The organism is Mesorhizobium sp. B2-2-4 (genome assembly GCF_006442375.1).
Classification (GTDB): domain Bacteria; phylum Pseudomonadota; class Alphaproteobacteria; order Rhizobiales; family Rhizobiaceae; genus Mesorhizobium.
Genome location: NZ_VFWB01000001.1, coordinates 825,770 through 843,449, shown reverse-complemented (window position 1 = coordinate 843,449; position 17,680 = coordinate 825,770). Strand labels below are relative to the sequence as shown.

The 17,680-nt window shown below is 64.2% G+C and carries 20 protein-coding genes; 10 read left to right on the top strand and 10 right to left on the bottom strand.

The window, feature by feature from the left end; translation table 11 throughout:
• Positions 1-2 precede the first annotated feature (2 nt).
• Genes FJ959_RS04360 through FJ959_RS04350 form a run of 3 tightly spaced genes read left to right on the top strand, consistent with a single transcriptional unit; the run spans position 3 to position 1,919 of the window.
• Positions 3-884, top strand: a complete 882-nt coding sequence (locus FJ959_RS04360; protein WP_140628833.1) for a UPF0280 family protein — start codon at positions 3-5, stop codon at positions 882-884.
• Positions 877-1,461 carry an amino acid synthesis family protein gene (locus tag FJ959_RS04355; protein ID WP_140554625.1) on the top strand — a complete coding sequence of 195 codons (585 nt, stop codon included), beginning with the start codon at positions 877-879 and terminating at the stop codon, positions 1,459-1,461. Before FJ959_RS04360 ends, FJ959_RS04355 begins: the two co-directional genes overlap by 8 nt.
• On the top strand, positions 1,458-1,919 hold the full coding sequence (locus FJ959_RS04350) for a MarR family transcriptional regulator (protein ID WP_140628830.1): 462 nt from the start codon (positions 1,458-1,460) through the stop codon (positions 1,917-1,919). Before FJ959_RS04355 ends, FJ959_RS04350 begins: the two co-directional genes overlap by 4 nt.
• Positions 1,920-2,158: 239 nt before the next feature.
• Here the strand turns inward: FJ959_RS04350 and FJ959_RS04345 are convergent, their stop codons facing one another.
• Genes FJ959_RS04345 through FJ959_RS04335 form a run of 3 tightly spaced genes read right to left on the bottom strand, consistent with a single transcriptional unit; the run spans position 2,159 to position 6,014 of the window.
• Positions 2,159-3,127 (bottom strand): substrate-binding domain-containing protein, encoded by a 969-nt coding sequence (locus tag FJ959_RS04345; RefSeq protein WP_140491405.1) that lies wholly within the window; start codon positions 3,125-3,127, stop codon positions 2,159-2,161.
• Entirely contained in the window at positions 3,124-4,434 is a 1,311-nt protein-coding gene (locus FJ959_RS04340) for an ABC transporter permease (protein ID WP_140491407.1), read from the bottom strand. Before FJ959_RS04340 ends, FJ959_RS04345 begins: the two co-directional genes overlap by 4 nt.
• Positions 4,431-6,014, bottom strand: coding sequence for a sugar ABC transporter ATP-binding protein (locus FJ959_RS04335; protein ID WP_140628665.1), 1,584 nt, complete (start codon positions 6,012-6,014; stop codon positions 4,431-4,433). The genes FJ959_RS04340 and FJ959_RS04335 overlap by 4 nt, the downstream gene beginning before the upstream one ends.
• A gap of 221 nt (positions 6,015-6,235) precedes the next feature.
• On the opposite strand from FJ959_RS04335, the gene FJ959_RS04330 reads away from it, so the two are divergent.
• On the top strand, positions 6,236-7,255 hold the full coding sequence (locus FJ959_RS04330; protein WP_140491411.1) for a LacI family DNA-binding transcriptional regulator: 1,020 nt from the start codon (positions 6,236-6,238) through the stop codon (positions 7,253-7,255).
• Between the two features lie 48 nt (positions 7,256-7,303).
• Here FJ959_RS04330 and FJ959_RS04325 read toward each other — a convergent pair whose 3' ends face one another.
• The 4 genes from FJ959_RS04325 to FJ959_RS04310 form a co-directional block, all read right to left on the bottom strand.
• Entirely contained in the window at positions 7,304-8,305 is a 1,002-nt protein-coding gene (locus FJ959_RS04325; RefSeq protein ID WP_140628662.1) for an LLM class flavin-dependent oxidoreductase, read from the bottom strand.
• Positions 8,306-8,328: 23 nt separating this feature from the next.
• A complete protein-coding gene (locus FJ959_RS04320) occupies positions 8,329-8,577 on the bottom strand; it encodes a hypothetical protein (protein ID WP_140628659.1) in 249 nt (82 codons plus the stop codon).
• Positions 8,578-8,650: 73 nt separating this feature from the next.
• Positions 8,651-9,817 carry an AI-2E family transporter gene (locus tag FJ959_RS04315; protein WP_140491417.1) on the bottom strand — a complete coding sequence of 389 codons (1,167 nt, stop codon included), beginning with the start codon at positions 9,815-9,817 and terminating at the stop codon, positions 8,651-8,653.
• 151 nt (positions 9,818-9,968) lie between these two features.
• A complete protein-coding gene (locus FJ959_RS04310; RefSeq protein ID WP_140628657.1) occupies positions 9,969-11,027 on the bottom strand; it encodes an LLM class flavin-dependent oxidoreductase in 1,059 nt (352 codons plus the stop codon).
• A gap of 220 nt (positions 11,028-11,247) precedes the next feature.
• Between FJ959_RS04310 and FJ959_RS04305 the strand changes: the two genes are divergently transcribed.
• On the top strand, positions 11,248-11,676 hold the full coding sequence (locus FJ959_RS04305; protein ID WP_140551615.1) for a DUF6481 family protein: 429 nt from the start codon (positions 11,248-11,250) through the stop codon (positions 11,674-11,676).
• Positions 11,677-11,862: 186 nt separating this feature from the next.
• On the opposite strand, the gene sugE is transcribed toward FJ959_RS04305, so the two are convergent.
• Positions 11,863-12,177 carry a quaternary ammonium compound efflux SMR transporter SugE gene (sugE, locus tag FJ959_RS04300; protein ID WP_140491423.1) on the bottom strand — a complete coding sequence of 105 codons (315 nt, stop codon included), beginning with the start codon at positions 12,175-12,177 and terminating at the stop codon, positions 11,863-11,865.
• 233 nt (positions 12,178-12,410) lie between these two features.
• A complete protein-coding gene (locus tag FJ959_RS32450; RefSeq protein WP_140491427.1) occupies positions 12,411-12,536 on the bottom strand; it encodes a hypothetical protein in 126 nt (41 codons plus the stop codon).
• Between the two features lie 273 nt (positions 12,537-12,809).
• On the opposite strand from FJ959_RS32450, the gene FJ959_RS04290 reads away from it, so the two are divergent.
• Positions 12,810-13,763 carry a cation diffusion facilitator family transporter gene (locus FJ959_RS04290; RefSeq protein ID WP_140628654.1) on the top strand — a complete coding sequence of 318 codons (954 nt, stop codon included), beginning with the start codon at positions 12,810-12,812 and terminating at the stop codon, positions 13,761-13,763.
• A 125-nt stretch (positions 13,764-13,888) separates the two neighbouring features.
• Positions 13,889-14,293 carry a GFA family protein gene (locus FJ959_RS04285; RefSeq protein WP_140491431.1) on the top strand — a complete coding sequence of 135 codons (405 nt, stop codon included), beginning with the start codon at positions 13,889-13,891 and terminating at the stop codon, positions 14,291-14,293.
• Between the two features lie 19 nt (positions 14,294-14,312).
• Here FJ959_RS04285 and FJ959_RS04280 read toward each other — a convergent pair whose 3' ends face one another.
• Positions 14,313-15,599, bottom strand: coding sequence for a DNA recombination protein RmuC (locus FJ959_RS04280; RefSeq protein WP_140491433.1), 1,287 nt, complete (start codon positions 15,597-15,599; stop codon positions 14,313-14,315).
• A 103-nt stretch (positions 15,600-15,702) separates the two neighbouring features.
• On the opposite strand from FJ959_RS04280, the gene def reads away from it, so the two are divergent.
• Genes def through FJ959_RS04265 form a run of 3 tightly spaced genes read left to right on the top strand, consistent with a single transcriptional unit; the run spans position 15,703 to position 17,678 of the window.
• A complete protein-coding gene (gene def, locus FJ959_RS04275; RefSeq protein ID WP_056573548.1) occupies positions 15,703-16,233 on the top strand; it encodes a peptide deformylase in 531 nt (176 codons plus the stop codon).
• A 6-nt stretch (positions 16,234-16,239) separates the two neighbouring features.
• Positions 16,240-17,175, top strand: a complete 936-nt coding sequence (fmt, locus tag FJ959_RS04270) for a methionyl-tRNA formyltransferase (protein ID WP_140491435.1) — start codon at positions 16,240-16,242, stop codon at positions 17,173-17,175.
• Positions 17,172-17,678 carry an N-acetyltransferase gene (locus FJ959_RS04265; RefSeq protein WP_140628651.1) on the top strand — a complete coding sequence of 169 codons (507 nt, stop codon included), beginning with the start codon at positions 17,172-17,174 and terminating at the stop codon, positions 17,676-17,678. Before fmt ends, FJ959_RS04265 begins: the two co-directional genes overlap by 4 nt.
• Positions 17,679-17,680 lie beyond the last annotated feature (2 nt).

The following is a 17,680-nucleotide window of genomic DNA, read 5'->3' as shown; positions in this document are numbered from 1 at the left end:
CGATGAACGGCCCGCAAGCGCATTGGCTCGGGGATGGCAGGCGGCTACACCTCAATCACGGGCCGATCGACCTGATCGTCGAGGCCTTTGGGACACCAGGCGAATGCCGGCGAGCTTATGAGCAGGCCGTGGCGCGATTCCAGACCATCCTGCCGGAACTGGTGGAGGAATTGCCCGAGTTGCGCCGGCCGGCCACGTTGCGCCCGCGCGCCTTCGCCGGCTCGACGGCGCGGCGCATGGAAGCGGCAGTTACCCCATTGGCGGACGACTTCATCACGCCGATGGCAGCCGTCGCCGGTTCGGTAGCCGACGAAATACTTGCCGCACTGATTGCTGGGCGAAAACTCGATCGCGCCTATGTCAACAACGGTGGCGACAGCGCGCTTCATCTCGGTGCCGGCCAGTCGATCACTCTTGCCATTGCCGGCACCGGCCATGGCCTTGCCGACCGCATCGTCATCAGCGCCGAGGACGGCGTGCAAGGCGTTGCCACCAGTGGCTGGCGCGGGCGCTCGTTTTCCCTGGGCATCGCCGACGCCGTCACCGTGCTGGCGAGGACCGGCGCAGAGGCCGATGCCGCGGCGACCCTGATCGCCAATGCCGTCGACTTGGCCAACCATCCCGCTATTCGGCGTGTGCCCGCGCGTGATCTGGCGCCGGACAACGACCTTGGCGACAGGCTGGTGACGCAAGAGGTCGGGCCGCTTTCTGCCAAAGAGATTGCCACGGCGCTGGACAGCGGACTTGCCGTCGCCGAAGATTTCCGCCGCAGGGGACTGATCGCCGCGTCGGCGCTATTCCTCGCCGGCCAGACCCGCATCGAGGGCTCAATGGCGCTTGCCGCGCCCGACAAAAGTCCAGGGAAGGAAGTTGCCCATGCCTGAGTTTCCGATCCGCAAGATCGTGGTGCTGACCGAAGAGATCTTTCATGAGGGCGGGCCGGTGGCCAAGGTGCCGCGCCGCCGTGCCGCCGCCATGGCACTGGTGAAGAACCCGTTCGCCGGGCGCTATGTCGAGGAGTTGCAGAGCGCCATGGACGATCTGAAGCCGCTTGGCCTGCTGCTTGCCGACCGGCTGATCGCGGCATTGGGTGGCGACGTGAAGCAGATCGACGGCTATGGCAAAGGCGCCCTCGTCGGCATCTCGGGCGAACTCGAGCATGGCGCGCTTTGGCATGTGCCGGGCGGCTACGCCATGCGCGAGCGGCTCGGCGACGCCAAGGCGATCGTGCCGTCGGCCAAGAAGGTCGGCGCCTTCGGCTCGCGGCTGGATGTGCCTCTCGGCCACATCAACGCGGCCTATGTGCGCAGCCATTTCGATGCGATGGAAGTCGGCGTCAGCGACGGACCGCGTCCCGACGAGATCCTGTTCTGCCTCGCCATGACCTGCGGTCCGCGCGTGCACAATCGCATGGGCGGCCTGGCCGCCGACGACATCAAGGCATGGGACGGGCTGCGGTGAGCGGCGAGGACAATCTGCTGAAGCTGGTCGAGGTCGAGGAGGCGGACGATCAGGACTACCACCTGCAGGAGCAGGTCGGCTTCATCCTGCGCAAGGCGCATCAGCGCCACGTCTCGATCTTCGCTGCCCATATCGGCGACCTGACGCCACCGCAATTCGCGGCATTGGCCAAGCTGCGCGATGTCGGCGAGACTTCGCAGAACCAGCTCGGCACGCTGATCGCCATGGATGCGGCGACGGTGAAGGGCGTGATCGACCGGCTGAAGGCGCGCGGCCTTGTCGAGCTTTCCAAGCACGAGGGCGACAAGAGGCGGCTGCTGGTCAATTTGACCGCCGAAGGGCGCGAGGCGATCGAACGCCTGATCCCGCTGGCGCGCGAGATTACCGAGGAAACCTTGGCACCGCTCACGGCCAGGGAGATCGCCACCTTCATGAGGCTGCTGGCGAAATTGGCGTAGGGGCCGACGACGAGGTCCTTTCCTCTCCCTCCGGAGGGGAACCACCTGGCCACCGCCGACGACGGATATTGAGAGGGGACCAGGGCGCAAGAATCTTCCTGCACCGCGCCAAGGGTCGACCCCACTCCGTCGAGCTTCGCTCGACACCTCTCCCCCGATCGACGGGGGAGAGGAAGGCGCTAAGCTGTCCTGGGACGAAGAACCTGGACCTTGGGCCGGCGCTTATCTCCGGCGAAATCTCAGAGGCCGTTGTCCTTCAGCACCTGGGCGGCGTTTTCCTTGGTGATCTTCTGCGTCGGCAAGGTGATGGTCTTTTCGACCTTCTCGCCATTGAGGAACTTGATCGCCTGCCGAAGGCCCTCGGCGCCCGGGGTGACATAGGTGAAGGTCGCCGTCAGCTCGCCCTTGTTCACCATCTGCACGCCTTCGTTGGGCAGGCCGTCGATGCCGATGAACTTGATGTCCTTCTCGCGGCCGACATCCTTGGCGGCAAGATAGGCGCCATAGGCCATCGGGTCGTTGTGGCCGTAGACGAGATCGATCTTCTCGTTGCTCTTCAGCGCGTTGGCCATCAGATTATAGGCCTGGTCCTGCTTCCAGTCGCCCGACTGCTGGTCGAGCAGGTACTTGATGCCCGGCTCCTTGTCGGTGAACTCATGGAAGCCGTCATGGCGGTCATGCGCCGGCTGGGTGCCCATGCCGCCCCAGATCTCGACGACATTGCCCGATGCCTTGCCCTTGCCGCCGAGCAGCTCGACGGCATATTCGCCGGCCGCGCGGCCGATCAGCTTGTTGTCGCCGCCGACGAACTGGGTGTAGTCCTTGGTGTCGACATTGCGGTCGAGCACGAAGACCGGGATCTTGGCGTCGATCGCCTGCTGCACGACGCCGGTCAGGCCGGCCGATTCCTTCGGCGACACCAAGAGCGCATCGACCTCCTGGCGGATCAGGTTCTCGACATCGGCAACCTGCTTCTCGGTCTTATCCTCGCCGTCGGTGATGATTAGCTCGACCTCGGGGTGCTTGGCGGCCTCAGCCAGTATGTCCTTGTTGAACTGCGCGCGCCAAGGCTCGATGGTCGTCACCTGCGAGAAGCCGATCTTCCACTTCTTGTCCTGGGCCATGGCGTGGCCGGTGGAGAGCAGCGCGGTGGTGGTCAGCAATGCCGCGCCAAGGGCGGCAAGCTTCAGCGTGTCACGTCGTTTCATTTCTTGTTTCCTCCGAGATTGAGAGACCGGGTCTCTTGCGACGGCCGTTTTGCCGCGGCCGTTTCCTTGTGCGCCGCTCCGGGCAGGCGCAGATAGGCTAGGAGATCACCGGCATTGCGCTCCTGCACGAGCACTGTGCCGATGATGATCATCCCCTTCAGCACCAGCTGAAGGTTCGAATTGATGTTGTGGAGCTGCAATATGTTGGACAGCAGCCCGAAGATCAGCACGCCGCAGAATGTCCCCGTGAGGCTGCCGCGCCCACCCATCAGGCTGGTGCCGCCGATGACCACGGCGGCGATGGCGTCGAGCTCCAGGCCGGCGCCGGCATCGGGCTTGCCTTGCCGGTACTGCGCGACATAGAGCACCGCGGCAATGCCGGCGAGCAGGCCCGAAACGGCGTAGGTGACGATCTTGACCCGGCCGGCGGCGATGCCGGAAAGCCTGGCCGCCTCCTCATTGCCGCCGATGGCGTAGACATAGCGGCCGAACGGCGTGAAGCGCAGCACCGCGCCATAGATCAGGATGGCGCCGAGGAAGAACAGGCCTGGCATCGGAATGACGCCGAACACCATCGAGCGCAGCAGCTCGAAATCCTCGGTGGCGTTCGAGCCGGTATAGACCGGCAGCACAGCATTGTTCTGGCCGGCGGTCAGCCGGGCGATGCCCAACGCCGTCACCATCATCGCCAGGGTGACGATGAAGGGCTGCAGCCGCCCGGCAACGATGATGAAGCCGTTGAGCGCACCGAACAGCAGGCCCACGCATGGCGCGACCAGCAGCACGCCGAGGACGCCGAATTTGGGCTCGACCTGCGGCAGCAGGTACCACAGGGAAAGACAGCACAGGACCACGCCGACGATTGCCGGCGTGACCAGGCCGCGGGCGCGGTCCAGCCTTGCGTCGCGCGAGGCATCGGCGCCGGCGCGCGACTTTTCAAGATTGAGGAAAATGAAGCGGGTGACGATGAAGCCGAGACAGAGCGCCACCACGGCGACGGTGGGCACGCCAAGCACCACTCCCGGCGTCACGCCCGGAACCGTCAGCAGCATGGCGCAGACCACCGAACAGATTGCCATCAGCGAGCCGACCGAAAGATCGATGCCGCCGGTGATGATCACCGCCGTCATGCCGGTGGCGATCAGGCCGGTGGTCGACACCTGGCGCAGCACGTCGAGCAGATTGCCGTAGGACAGGAAGATGTTGTTGCCCTTGGAGCTGACCGGCGAGCCCAGCACGCCGATCAGGAAGATGGCGATGAGGCCCCAATAGAGCTTGGTGCGGGACAGGAGTTTCAAGGCGGTCATGCGGCAGGTCTCGAAATCGTGCGGCGCGGCGCGGCGAGACGCATGATGGCCTCCTCGCTCGCCGCATCGCGGGAAAGGATGCCGGTCTGGCGGCCATCGGCCATCACCAGAATGCGGTCGGAGAGGTACAGCAGTTCCGGCAATTCGGAGCTGATGACGGCAATAGCCAGCCCGTCGCGCGCAAGCTTGAAGATGAGATCGTAGATCTCGCGCTTGGCGCCGACGTCGATGCCGCGCGTCGGCTCGTCGAGAAGAAGCACGCGCGGCCGTGTCGCCAGCCATTTGCCGATGACGACCTTCTGCTGGTTGCCGCCCGACAACGTGCCGGCTGGCTGGTCGATGTCCTCGCAGCGTATGCCGAGCGCCCGGACCGCGTGGCGCGCCAGCTCCTGTTCGCCGGCCAGCGAACGGATGCCGAAGCGCGCCAGCGATCCGACCAGCGGCAATGCGACGTTGTCTGTAATGGAAGCCTGGAGATGCAGGCCTTGGGTCTTGCGGTCCTCGGTCACCAGCGCAATGCCGAGGCGCCTGGCATCGCGCGGCGAGCGGATCTCGACCGGCGCGCCGTCGAGCCGGATCTCGCCGCCGGTGCGGCCATCGCTCGAGCCGAAGATCGCCTCCAGGATTTCGGTGCGCCCTGAACCCAGCAGCCCGCCAATGCCAAGGATCTCGCCTTCGGCGAGTTCGAGGCTGACTCCGTCGATCACGGTGCGCCAGCCATGGGCGTCGGGTTTCGTCAGCGACAGGTTCTCGACGGAAAGCACGATTTCGCCGCCGGAACGGCGCTCCTCTTCCGAGGAGGCCAGCAGGTCTCGCCCGACCATTGCCGAAATGATGGCGTTCTCGTCGAGCTCGCCCATCGGCCGCGTCAGCACGTGGCGTCCGTCGCGAAACACAGTGACCCTGCCCGCCAGGTGCATGACCTCGTCGATGCGGTGCGAGATGTAGACGATGGCGACGCCGCTGTCGGCAAGCTGGCGGATGATGCGGAACAGCCTCTGGCATTCGGCTGGAGAAAGCGCCGAGGTCGGCTCGTCCATGATCAGGATGCGCGCCGACATCGACAGCGCCTTGGCGATCTCGACCAGTTGCTGTTCGCCGACGCGCAAGGTGCCGACACGGGCTTCCGGGTCGAGCTCGATGCCCAGCCGCTGCAGAAGGGCGCTGGCGGCGCGGCTGCTCGCCTTGCGGTCGACGATCAGCCCGGCGATCAGCTTCTCGCGTCCGAGAAAGATGTTGTCGGCGACGCTGAGTTCGGGAACCAGATTGAGCTCCTGGTGGATGATGGCAATGCCGGCGGCCTCGGCGTCGCGCACGCCGGCAAAATTCGCGGCTACGCCGTCGACGCGAACCGTGCCTTCATAACCCGTGTAGACACCGGAAAGGATCTTCATCAGCGTCGACTTGCCGGCGCCGTTCTCGCCCATCAAGGCGTGGACTTCGCCGCGTCGCAACTCGAAACCGACGTCGACCAAGGCGGCAATGCCGCCGAAGCTCTTGGATACGTGCTCGGCGCTTAGGACGACATCCGAACGATCCGCCGCAACATCCCGACGCGCGATGGAATTTCCGTGCTCCATGACAAAGGCGGCCTCCCTTCCGTCGTCGTCTGACCCTCATGAACGCTATTCTAAACGTTTCGATCCTGTCAAGCTTCTATCTGGTGACGTGAGATTGGCTCATTTCAATTCTTGCGAAAAACCGCGATATTCCGTAGGTATGATGCATAGAGAGGCGGCGAAACGTTTCGAAAATGGCAAGGTCAAGGCAGACAAGGCAGCGAAAATCGACGGCGCCGACCATGCTTCACGTGGCCGAAGCGGCGCGCGTGTCGGTCGCCACGGTTTCGGCGCTGATCAACGGCACGGCGACCGTCAGTCCGGAGCTCAGCCAGCGCATCGAGCAGGCGATCCGCGATATCGGCTACAAGCGCAATGCGATCGCCCGCAGCCTGAAAATGGGCACAACGCGCACCATCGGATTGACTGTCCCGCACATCACCAATCCGTTCTTCACCGATGTCGTGTCAGTCATCCAGCAGGCCTTCGACCGCGCCGGCTATGCGGTCATGCTGTGCTGCACGGACGAGGACCTCAACACCCAGGACGACCAGATCAGGCTGCTGCTCGACCGTATGGTCGACGGGCTGATCGTGGCGCGCGTCGGCGATGGGACGATCCTCAAGCGCATCGTCGACGACGCCAACGTGCCGGTCGTCCTGCTTGACCGCATCTGCGACGGCGTCGACACGGATGCCGTGGTGCTCGACAACCAGCGCGCCGTGTTCGACGCCATCACCTACCTGATCCATCTCGGGCACCGGCGCATCGGCTACATCACCGGAACGTCGGATATCTCACCGATGCATGATCGCATGGCCGGATATCGCGAAGCGCTTCAGGCAGCCGGCCTGCCGGTCGCCGAAGAGCTGGTACGCTCCGGCAATTTTCACGAGATCGACGGCTACAACGCGGCCATGCAGTTGTTGTCGCTGCACGACAGGCCGAGCGCGATCTTCTCCGCCAACAATCCGATGGTGATCGGCACCATGAAGGCGATCCGCGATATCGGCCTGTCCTGCCCGGAAGATGTTTCGATCGCCTGTTTCGACGATTTTCCGTGGTCGGACGTGTTTGTCCCGCAACTGACCACGGTGGCACAGCCGGTGCAGGCGATCGGCGAACAGGCGGCCAATTTGCTGCTCGACCGCCTTGCCGGAAATCGCGACGCGCCGCCGCGCAAGCTGGTGCTCAAAGGCCGGCTGATGATCCGCAATTCATGCCGACCGCTGGGAGCGGTGGCGCAGAGCGTGAGTGCGTAGAGCGGTTCAGCGGTTGAATCGCTATCGGCAAGCGCCGAGCTGGAAATCTCACGCCGCTTGCGACAGCGATTTGTGGGCGTCGGCCAGGATTTCGAAGGACCTCACCCGAGCCGCATGATCGAATATCTGCGCGGTGACCATCAATTCGTCGGCGCCGGTGCGGCGAACGAAGGCGTCGATGCCTTGCCGCACCGTTTCCGGCGAGCCGACGACGGCGCAGGACAGCGCCTGGCCTAGCATGGACTTGGCCATCGGATCGAGGTCGCGGTCATAATTCTCGACCGGTGGCGGCAATTTTCCGGGGCGGCCGGTGCGCAGATTGACGAAAGCCTGCTGCAGCGAGGTGAACAGCAGCCGCGCCTCAGTGTCGGTGGGCGCCGCAAAGACGTTGAGGCCGAGCATGACATAGGGCTTGTCGAGCTGTTCCGACGGCTGGAAGCGCGAGCGGTAGATGTCCAGCGCATGGTCTAGCTCGGCCGGCGCGAAATGCGAAGCGAAGGCGTAGGGCAGGCCGAGCATGGCGGCAAGCTGGGCGCCATACAGGCTGGAGCCGAGGATCCAGACCGGCACGGTCTGGCCTTCACCCGGCACGGCGCGCAGCCGCTGACCCTCTTCCGCCGGCAGGAAATAGCCCATCAGCTCGACGACGTCCTGCGGAAAATTGTCGGCACCGGCCTCGAGATTGCGGCGCAAGGCGCGCGCCGTGTTCATGTCCGTGCCGGGCGCCCTGCCGAGGCCGAGATCGATGCGGCCGGGGAACAAGGCGGCCAGCGTGCCGAACTGCTCGGCGATGACCAGCGGCGAGTGATTGGGCAGCATGATGCCGCCGGCGCCAACGCGAATAGTCTTGGTGCCGCCCGCGACATGGGCAATGACGACCGAGGTGGCGGCACTTGCGATGCCCGGCATGTTATGATGCTCGGCCAGCCAATAGCGCTTGTAGCCCAGCCGCTCGGCATGGCAGGCAAGATCGAGCGAATTGGCCAGCGACTGCGAGGCATCGCTGCCTTCGACGATCGGCGACAGGTCGAGGACGGAAAGGACTGCCATGTCAGGTCTCCACGAGGTTTATCTCAAGCACCCTGCCTCGAAGGCCGTGCGGTCGGGAATGTGGATGCCAAGCCGCCCCCGAGCGCATCGGCAAATCCGCTGGCCGCGGCCATGCGCTTCTGCTCGGCGGGGCTGCCGCGATGATGGACAGGAAATGCAAGCCCGGATCTGTCGACAGCAAATGTTGGCGACGCGCCCAGCCGCGCATCGCGCAAGCCGGCATGGCCGATGCGAGCGAAACGGTCGTCGAGGTCGAAGGAAGCATCGCTCATGGGAAGGGCACCGGCCATTGGACCGGCCGGATATAGGCATTCGAGCCAGGCGCCGCAAACCAGACGCGCGGCTTTATGCCGGAGCCTTACCTTCCTCGGTGGCCTCATCTTCCACCGCCGAGAGATGTTGTGCCGCCAGGAAGTTGCCGACATGGCTCAGACCGTCGAAGTGATCGCAGAACACCTTGATGAGGACCAGCAGCGGCACCGCCATCAGCGCGCCGACAAAGCCCCATAGCCATGACCAGAAGGCAATGGCGATGAAGATCGCCACGGCGTTGATCTCGAGCCGCCGGCCGACAACCATCGGCGTTACGAATTGGCCTTCGACGATGTCGCACAAAAGCAGGAAGGCAGGCGCCAACAACGCATAGGAGATCGTGTCGAAGCTGATCAGCGCGATGATCGTGACCACGATGAGCGTGATCATGGCGCCGACATAGGGCAGGAAATTAAGCAGAGCGGCCGTGGCGCCCCAGACGAGCGGGTTGGGCATGCCGAGTGCCCACAGACCAAGGCCAATGATCGTGCCGAGGCCGATATTGATGATGGTGACGGTGAGCAGATAGTGCGAGATTTCCCGTTCCACGTCGTAAACGACGCGCAGCGCCCGCTTCTTCTCGGTGAGGCTGGCGAAGGACTGGATGATCTTTTCATAGAACATCGTGCCTGAAGCGAGCAGGAACAGCGACAGCACGAAGATGATGGTCAGGCTTGTTCCCGCCGAAAGAATGTTTGAGGCCGCCGACGACAGGAAGCCAGACTGGGCTACCGCGACTTTCTGTATGCCCGGTTCCTGCGACGTCTCGGTGAGGCCTTCGATCTGATGTGTAACCTCCATCATCCTCTCGAGCGGAGGCCGCAAATGCGCCAGCCGCTCGGTCAGCCGCTGGCCGATCGACGAAGTGTTGTTGATGAGATCGATCACCGGGCCGCTCAGCAGGTAGCCGGCGCTGGCGAAGAGGCAGAGGGACAGAAGCACCAGAAGCGTCGCCGAAATCACCTCGGGTATGCCGCGCTTGCGCAGAAGCCTGACGATCGGCGTCAGCGTCAATGCCAGCAGAAAGGCCAGTATGACCGGCATGAAGAAGGCACGGGCGAAATAGAGCGCGTAGATGGCCATGAAGATGAAGATGCCGACGAGCAGCGAGCGTATCAGATGCGTGTCGGCGCGGGCGGCGATGCGCGCCTCTTCTGCTTCGGAAACGCCCGCGACCGAAGCGGTGGGGTCAGCTTTCATCACGGTCCCTCGGCGGCGCACCGCAATTGGCGCAACCGCTGAGAAAACGCCCCTGCCGGTCCAAGGTTCCGTGAGCCGGCGTTGACGGCGAGCCCACGAGGCCCGCCGTCGCGGTTATTGTTCCCGCGCAATTTTTCGCGGAAGTGCAACACTACGCGGCAGGCGCCGGGGCCGGGACGGCGTCAGCCGTTTCCTTGCGCACGATCGGCGCCACCCTGGTGCCGTAGAGTTCAATCGCCTTCATGATCTTGGCATGCGGCATGATGCCGATCGCCATCTGCAGCAGGAAGCGGTCGTTGCCGAAGATCTTGTGCTGGGTGACGATCTTCTCGGCCACCTGCTCGGGATTGCCGACGAACAAGGCGCCGCTCGGGCCGCGTGACTGGTCGAAATGCGCCCGCGAGGTCGGACCCCAGCCGCGCTCGCAGCCGATGCGGTTCATCACCTCGGCCTGTGGGCCATAGAAATCGTCGGCCGCCTTCTCGGTCGTGTCGGCGATGAAGCCGTGGACGTTGATGCTGGTGGCAAGACCCTTCGGATCGGCGCCCGCGCGCCTGGCGGCCTCGCGGTAGAGGTCAAACAGCGGCGCGAACCGCGCCGGCTCGCCGCCGATGATGGCGAGCGCCAGCGGCAGGCCGAGCGCGCCCGCGCGGGCGGCGGACTGCGGCGTGCCGCCGATGGCGATCCAGATCGGCAGTTTTTCCTGCAAGGGGCGCGGGTAGACGCCGCGATCGTTGATCGGCGCGCGCAGATTGCCCGACCAGGTGATCTTCACCTGATCGCGGATGGCGAGCAGCAGGTCGAGCTTTTCGGCGAACAGCTCGTCATAATCCTCAAGATTGTAGCCGAACAGCGGAAAGGACTCGATGAACGAGCCGCGCCCGGCCATGATTTCGGCCCGGCCGCCGGAAAGAAGGTCGAGCGTGGCGAATTGCTGGAAGACGCGGACCGGATCGTCCGAGGACAGGACAGTGACGGCGCTGGTCAGTTTTATGCGTTTGGTGTGCTCGGCCGCCGCGGCCAGAGCCACGACAGGCGCGGACGCGGCATAGTCCGGCCGGTGATGCTCGCCGAGGCCGAAAACGTCAAGGCCGACCTGATCGGCCAGTTCGATCTCCTCGATCAGGTTGCGCAGCCGCTCGTGCGGGCCGATTGCGCCGGGGCCCGGCTGCGGGCTGACGTCGGCGAAAGTGTAGAGACCGAGTTCCATCTGGTGTCATCCTGGCGTTTGATTTTCGCGCTAGAGGTAGCGATCAGCCCGTATCACCACCAGAGGGTCTGACTGCGAACAGTGCGTGTCCGTTTCGGCCGCGAAGGCGTCTCCCGGCTGCAACAGCACGGAATTTCATGGCTGGCATACCGTTTTGGCGCTTGAACTCCCGGTTTTCGCGCGTATGTAAGCGTCGCGAATTGACTTCAGGGAAGTGGACTTGGCTATCTACAGGGAAAAAGACATTTTCGAGCGGCGCAACGCCGCGAACGAGGCAAAGAAGGCGCTTCTGGAGCGCTTCAAGTCAAAACCGGCGGCGGACGATCCCGCAGTGCTGGCGCGACAGGCCGAACGCAAGGCTATCCTTGCGGCGCGTGAGATACGCGAGGCCGAGAAGGCGAGGCTGAAGCAGGAAAGGCTGGCACGCGAGGCAATCGAGAAGGCCGAGCGCGAGGCCGCAGCCGAAGCCGCGCGGATCGCGGCCGAAGAGGCGGCGCAGGCGGAAGCCAGGATTCGGGAAGCCGAAGAGGCCGAGCGTATCGCGCGTCTGCTGGCCGACGAGGCCGAGCGCAAGGCGAAGCGCGACGCGCGCTATGCGGCGCGCAAGGCGCGCACCGGCAGGACACCGCCAGGCTTTACCGGCCGCTAGCCTCAGACCGCCGGAGCAATCTGCTTCGAGGATCAGGGTCGCTGCGAAGCGGCCCTGCATGCGTTTGTCCGCGCGCCAATTCATGCGATTGCCGACGCCGTTCGTGATGCGACTTTCGCGGAATTGCTCTGTTTGCTTCGACGCAATTCCGGACGGAAAACCGCTTCGCACCTTTCCTGGATTGCTTTACGCCGCGAATTTCAGCCCCATAATGCCACAGACGATGAGTGCGATGCAGGCGAGCCTGATGACGGTCGCCGGCTCGCCGAGCAGCCAGATACCGAGCAGCGCCGTGCCGACCGTGCCGATGCCGGTCCACACCGCATAGGCGGTGCCGACGGGCAGCGCTTTCAGCGCCAGTCCAAGCAGCGTGAGGCTGACGATCATCGAGGCGACCGTGAGCACGGTCGGGACGAGGCGGGTGAATCCGTCGGTATATTTGAGGCCGATTGCCCAGCCGATCTCGAACAGGCCGGCGAAAAACAGAAAAATCCATGACATGGGGAACGCTCCATCCAAGCATCGCACCGACGTCCGTTCAGGACGATGCAATGCGCGATCGACCGAGCACCGCGGCAGCCGATGCCCTATCAGACAGTGGGCGGGTCGTCCCGACCGGATTTCAGGAGATGTGGGGTCGTCCCCGCACCAGATATAGGGTGTCTTAACGCCCGATCAACAAACTGCCGGCGGTGTTCCGAACGCCGCCGGCGAACTCCATCCGAGGCACGCGACTATTTTTCCTTGAGCCTCGTTGCCTTGACCGGCGGCGCCTTGAGCGTGGGAGCAGCGGCCGGCTTCTTGGCGTCCTTCTTTGGCTTGCGGGCCTCCTTGCCTGCCTTCATCGCACCTTTTGCCATGATTCGTTCCTCCAGTTGCGGGAAGTGAAGTGAAACAAGAGAAATGCCTGTAGGCAAGGGCCGTTCGCGGTGACGGCCGCGAAAACCGGCAACCTGTTTCGGCGGCCTTATGAATCCGAACCGGCGCGCAGCGACTTGAACGGACGGGGTGTTGGTGCGTCGCGATGGCCGCGGAATTTCGGCGGGCCCGCAGCATGATCTCAAGGAAATCGGCTCCCACTTTTCCTGCAATTACTCTAGACTTCGCGTGTCGGACAGGACGACAGGGAAGCAATGGCGGGGCATGGCGGCTCTCGAACGGTCATCTACGCGGCGCTCGCCGGCAATCTCGCGATCGCGCTGACCAAATTCGTCGCAGCCTTCTTCACCGGCAGTTCGGCGATGTTTTCGGAAGGCGTGCATTCGCTGGTCGATACCGGCAATGGTAGCCTGCTGCTTTATGGCATGCATCGCGCCGCACGCCCGGCCACCCGCGCGCATCCGCTCGGCCATGGCCGCGAGCTCTACTTCTGGAGCTTCATCGTGGCGCTTCTCGTCTTCGCGCTCGGCGCCGGCGTATCGTTCTACGAAGGCGTGACGCACATCATTGCGCCCGAACCGGCCGCCAATGTCAGGGTCAACTACATCGTGCTCGGCCTGTCGTTTCTGTTCGAGGGCAGCTCATGGCTGGTGGCGCTGAGGGAATTCCGCCGGCAGAAGGGCCAGCAGGGCTGGCTGCAGGCCGTGCAATCGAGCAAGGATCCAAGCGTCTACACAGTGCTGTTCGAGGACAGTGCCGCGCTTCTCGGCCTGATCGTCGCCTTTGCCGGCATATTGGCGGCGGAGATTTTCGAGATGCCGGAACTGGACGGCGCCGCCTCGATCGGCATTGCGCTGATCCTGGGTGCGACCGCGGCCTTCCTGGCGCGCGAGAGCAAGGGGCTGCTCATCGGCGAGCCTGCTTCGCCCGCGGTGCAGAAAGAAGTGCTGGCGATCGCGCAGCAGGATCCGGCGGTGCAGCGGGCGAACGGCGTCCTGACGGTCCACCTGGGGCCGGAAGAAATCGTTGCCGGCCTGAGCATCGAATTCGAGGACCATCTGTCGGCGCCGGAAATCGAAGCCTGCGTCGAGCGCCTCGAAGCGCGGCTAAGGAAGGAAATGCCCGAGATCACCCGGCTGTTCGTCAAGCCGCAGACGTCAGGCACCTGGGAACAGCGACGCAAGCTGATCGAATCAGCATCCGAGTAGACTTTGAGCATAGCCTCGAAACCCGCGTTCCATTCCTCGGGATCATGCCTCTGGATCAGCGTCGCGTCGTTGCCTTGCGCCGCTGCGCCGCTAAAATCAGCCGATCGAGTTTTGGAGGACTGATTATGAAGATCGACGGCGGCTGTCATTGTGGTGCCATCACCTATGAGGCGGAGGTCGAACCGGAAAAGACCTCGATCTGCCATTGTACCGATTGCCAACAGTTGACCGGTACGGCCTTTCGCGTCACCGTTCCGGCGCCTGAAGATCACTACCGGATCACAAAGGGTACACCGAAGGTCTACATCAAGACCGTGGCAAGCGGCGCCAAGCGCGTCCAGGCCTTTTGCGCCGACTGCGGTTCGCACCTTTACGCCACGTCGGTCGGAGATGGCCCAAAGGTCTACGGCATTCGAGTGGGAACCGCGCGGCAACGCCAGGATTTGATTCCGACACTGCAAAAATGGCACCGCTCGGCGCTTCACTGGCTACCTGAATTTCACGGCATGACCACAGTGGAGGAGCAGTAGCGCCGTCCGGTGCGGCGCCTCATTCGTCGCCTTCGACGACCCTCAGCCTGAGCTGGCCGGTCTTTGAATCGGCAACGCGTGGGGAATCGACAACGCGCGGGCCGGGTTCCGGCTTCGCAGGGGCTGGTGACGCCATGTCAGGGTCGGCATCGCCTCCGGGCTGCGCCCCAAACTCCAGAGCTTCGATCTTCTGGCCGCGTTTGGTCACCTTCGACGTCGAGACGAGGATGTCGTCTATATCCTTGGCCGACTGGGCAAAATGGCCCTGCAATTTGCGCACCCGCTCGTCGACGCGCGAAACATCCTCCATCAGCCGGATCACCTCGCCCTGGATCAGGTGTGCCTGCTCGCGCATACGGGCATCCTTCAGGATCGCCTGGATGACCTGGATCGACAGCATCAGGAGCGACGGCGAGACGATGACGACGCGGGCGCGGTGCGCCTTCTGCACCACCGCCTCGAAATTTTCGTGGATCTCGGCAAACACCGATTCCGACGGCACGAACATGAAGGCGGTATCCTGCGTCTCGCCCTGGATCAGATATTTATCCGCGATATCGCGGACATGCACCTCGATGTCGCGGCGGAAGGCCTGCGACGCGACCTTCTGCTGTTCGGCGCCTTCGGCGGCGCGGATGGCGTTCCAGGCTTCCAGCGGAAACTTGGCGTCGACGGCAAGCGCCGGCGCGCCGTTGGGCATCTTCACCAGGCAATCGGGACGGCTGCCGTTGGACAAGGTCGCCTGGAACTCGTAGGCGCCGTGCGGCAGACCGTCGGCGACGATCGCTTCCATGCGCGACTGGCCGAAGGCGCCGCGCGTCTGCTTGTTGGAGAGGATCGCCTGCAATTGCACGACCTGGCCGGCGAGCGACTGGATGTTGCCTTGCGCGGTGTCGATGACGGCCAGCCGCTCCTGCAATTTGGCCAGGCTCTCATGAGTGGATTTGGTTTGCTCGGTCATGGTCTGGCCGAGGCGGCCGGTCATGGCATCGAGGCGCTGGCCGATCGATTGCGTCAGTTCCGCCTGCCGCGCGCCGAAGACTTCCGCGATGGCGCCCATGCGGCCCTGCATCTCGGCTTGGCTTTGCAATATGCCGGCCATCCGCGCCTCGGCGTCGCGGGCATGGTCGGCGGCTTCGGCAGCGGCCACGGCGCGCGCCTTGGCCGAGCGCCACAGCGCGACGACAAGCGCCACGAACAGGCCAAGAAACACAAAGGCCCCGAACGCCAGCGCATGGCCGAGCGTGATCGTGGTCGCGCCAAGCCGGGCGACAGGTTCCGAAAGGATGGATGTCAGGTCGTTCATGCACACAGCATAGACGATTCGGCCGGCCAGCACAGATCAAAACGTGAACGATCCCCCGGCGTACCGGTTGACGCCCTTTATTCAAGGTCTTAGGTGAGACGCCATGCCGATCAAGCCGCTCATCATTCTTCCCGACCCCATCCTGCGCCAGGTTTCCAAGCCGGTGGAGCGCGTCGACGCGCCCTTGCGCAAACTGGCCGACGACATGCTGGCGACCATGTATGACGCGCCCGGCATCGGGCTGGCCGCGATCCAGATCGGCGAGCCGCTGCGCATGCTGGTGATCGACCTCGCCAAGGAGGACGAGACGCCGGCGCCGCATGTCTTCATCAATCCCGAAATCCTGGAAAGCGCCGACCAGCGCTCCGTCTACGAGGAAGGCTGCCTGTCGATTCCCGACTATTATGCCGAGGTCGAACGCCCGGCTTCCGTGCGGGTCAAGTATCTCGACCGCGACGGCAAGCTGCAGGAGATGGAGGCCGAGGGGCTGATGGCAACCTGCCTGCAGCATGAGATCGACCATCTCAACGGCGTGCTGTTCATCGACCACATTTCGAAGCTGAAGCGCGACATGGTGGTGAAGAAGTTCAAGAAGCTGGCCAAGGACAAGGCTCCGGGCAAGCTGGTGGGATAGGGGACAATGCCCCTTCGCGTCATTTTCATGGGGACGCCGGAGTTTTCGGTGCCGACATTGCGCGCGATTGCCGATGCCGGACATGAGGTCGCGGCCGTCTACACCCAGCCGCCGCGAGCCGCCGGCCGGCGCGGCCTTGAGCTGACACTGTCGCCGGTACAGCGCGAGGCGGAACGGCTGGGCATCGAGACGCGCACGCCGACGTCGCTCAAGGGCGAGGCCGAACAGGCAGCTTTTCGCGCGCTGCAAGCCGATATCGGCGTGGTCGTGGCTTATGGCCTGCTGCTGCCCAGGGCGGTTCTTGAGGCGCCGCAACTGGGCTGCATCAACGGCCATGCCTCGCTGTTGCCGCGGTGGCGCGGTGCGGCGCCCATCCAGCGGGCGATCATGGCGGGAGACAGCGAAACCGGCATGATGGTCATGCGCATGGAAGAAGGCCTCGACACCGGCCCGGTGGGGCTGGTTGAAAAATGCGTCATCGAACCCGATATGACCGCCGGCGATCTGCATGATCGATTGATGAGCGTCAGCGCCGCACTGATCGTGGAAGCGCTGGCGCGGCTGGAAAGGAATGGCCTGGCCTTCACCGCCCAAGCGGTTGAGGGGGTGACCTATGCCAAAAAGATCGGTAAATCCGAGACGCACGTGGATTGGACGCGACCCGCGGCCGAAGTCCACAATAACATTCGCGGCCTGTCGCCCTTCCCCGGCGCCTGGTGCGAGGTTGAAATTGGTGGCCGGGTGGAACGGCTGAAACTGCTTCGCTCGACGCTTGCGCAAGGTGTGGGCGAACCGGGAGGAATTCTCGACGACCGCCTGACGATCGCCTGCGGAGCGGGCGCGATCCGGCTGGTCGAAGTTCAACGGGCGGGCGGAAGGCCCGCCGCCGCGCAAGAATTCCTGCGCGGGACCAAGATCGAAAAAGGAATGAAACTGTCATGAGCATGATGTCGATACGCGCGGCGACGCCGCGGGATCGCGAGGCCATCCGCCTCGTCGAGGAACACGCTTTCGGCCAGCAGGCGGAAGCCGGGCTGGTTGACGCGCTGGTTTCCGGCGGCGACGCCGTTGTCGAACTGGTGGCGGAAGAAGACGGGCAGGTGGTTGGCCACATCCTGTTTTCGCGTCTTTTCGTCCGCACCGGCGGCAAGGATTGCCCGGCGGTGGCACTGGCGCCGCTGGCGGTGGAGCCGTCCTTTCACGGCACCGGCATTGGTGGCGCGCTGATCCGCGAGGCTCACATCCGCCTGCGCGACGCCGGCGAGATGCTGGCCGTGGTGCTGGGCGATCCCACCTATTACGGCCGTTTCGGCTACAGCCACGCGCGCGCCGAAGGATTCGAGAGTGAATACCAGGGCGAGGCGCTGCAGGCGCTGGCCTGGGGCGACGCTCCCGAAACCGGCCGGCTGGTCTACGCCTCAGCCTTCACCGCACTCGCCGCCTAGGC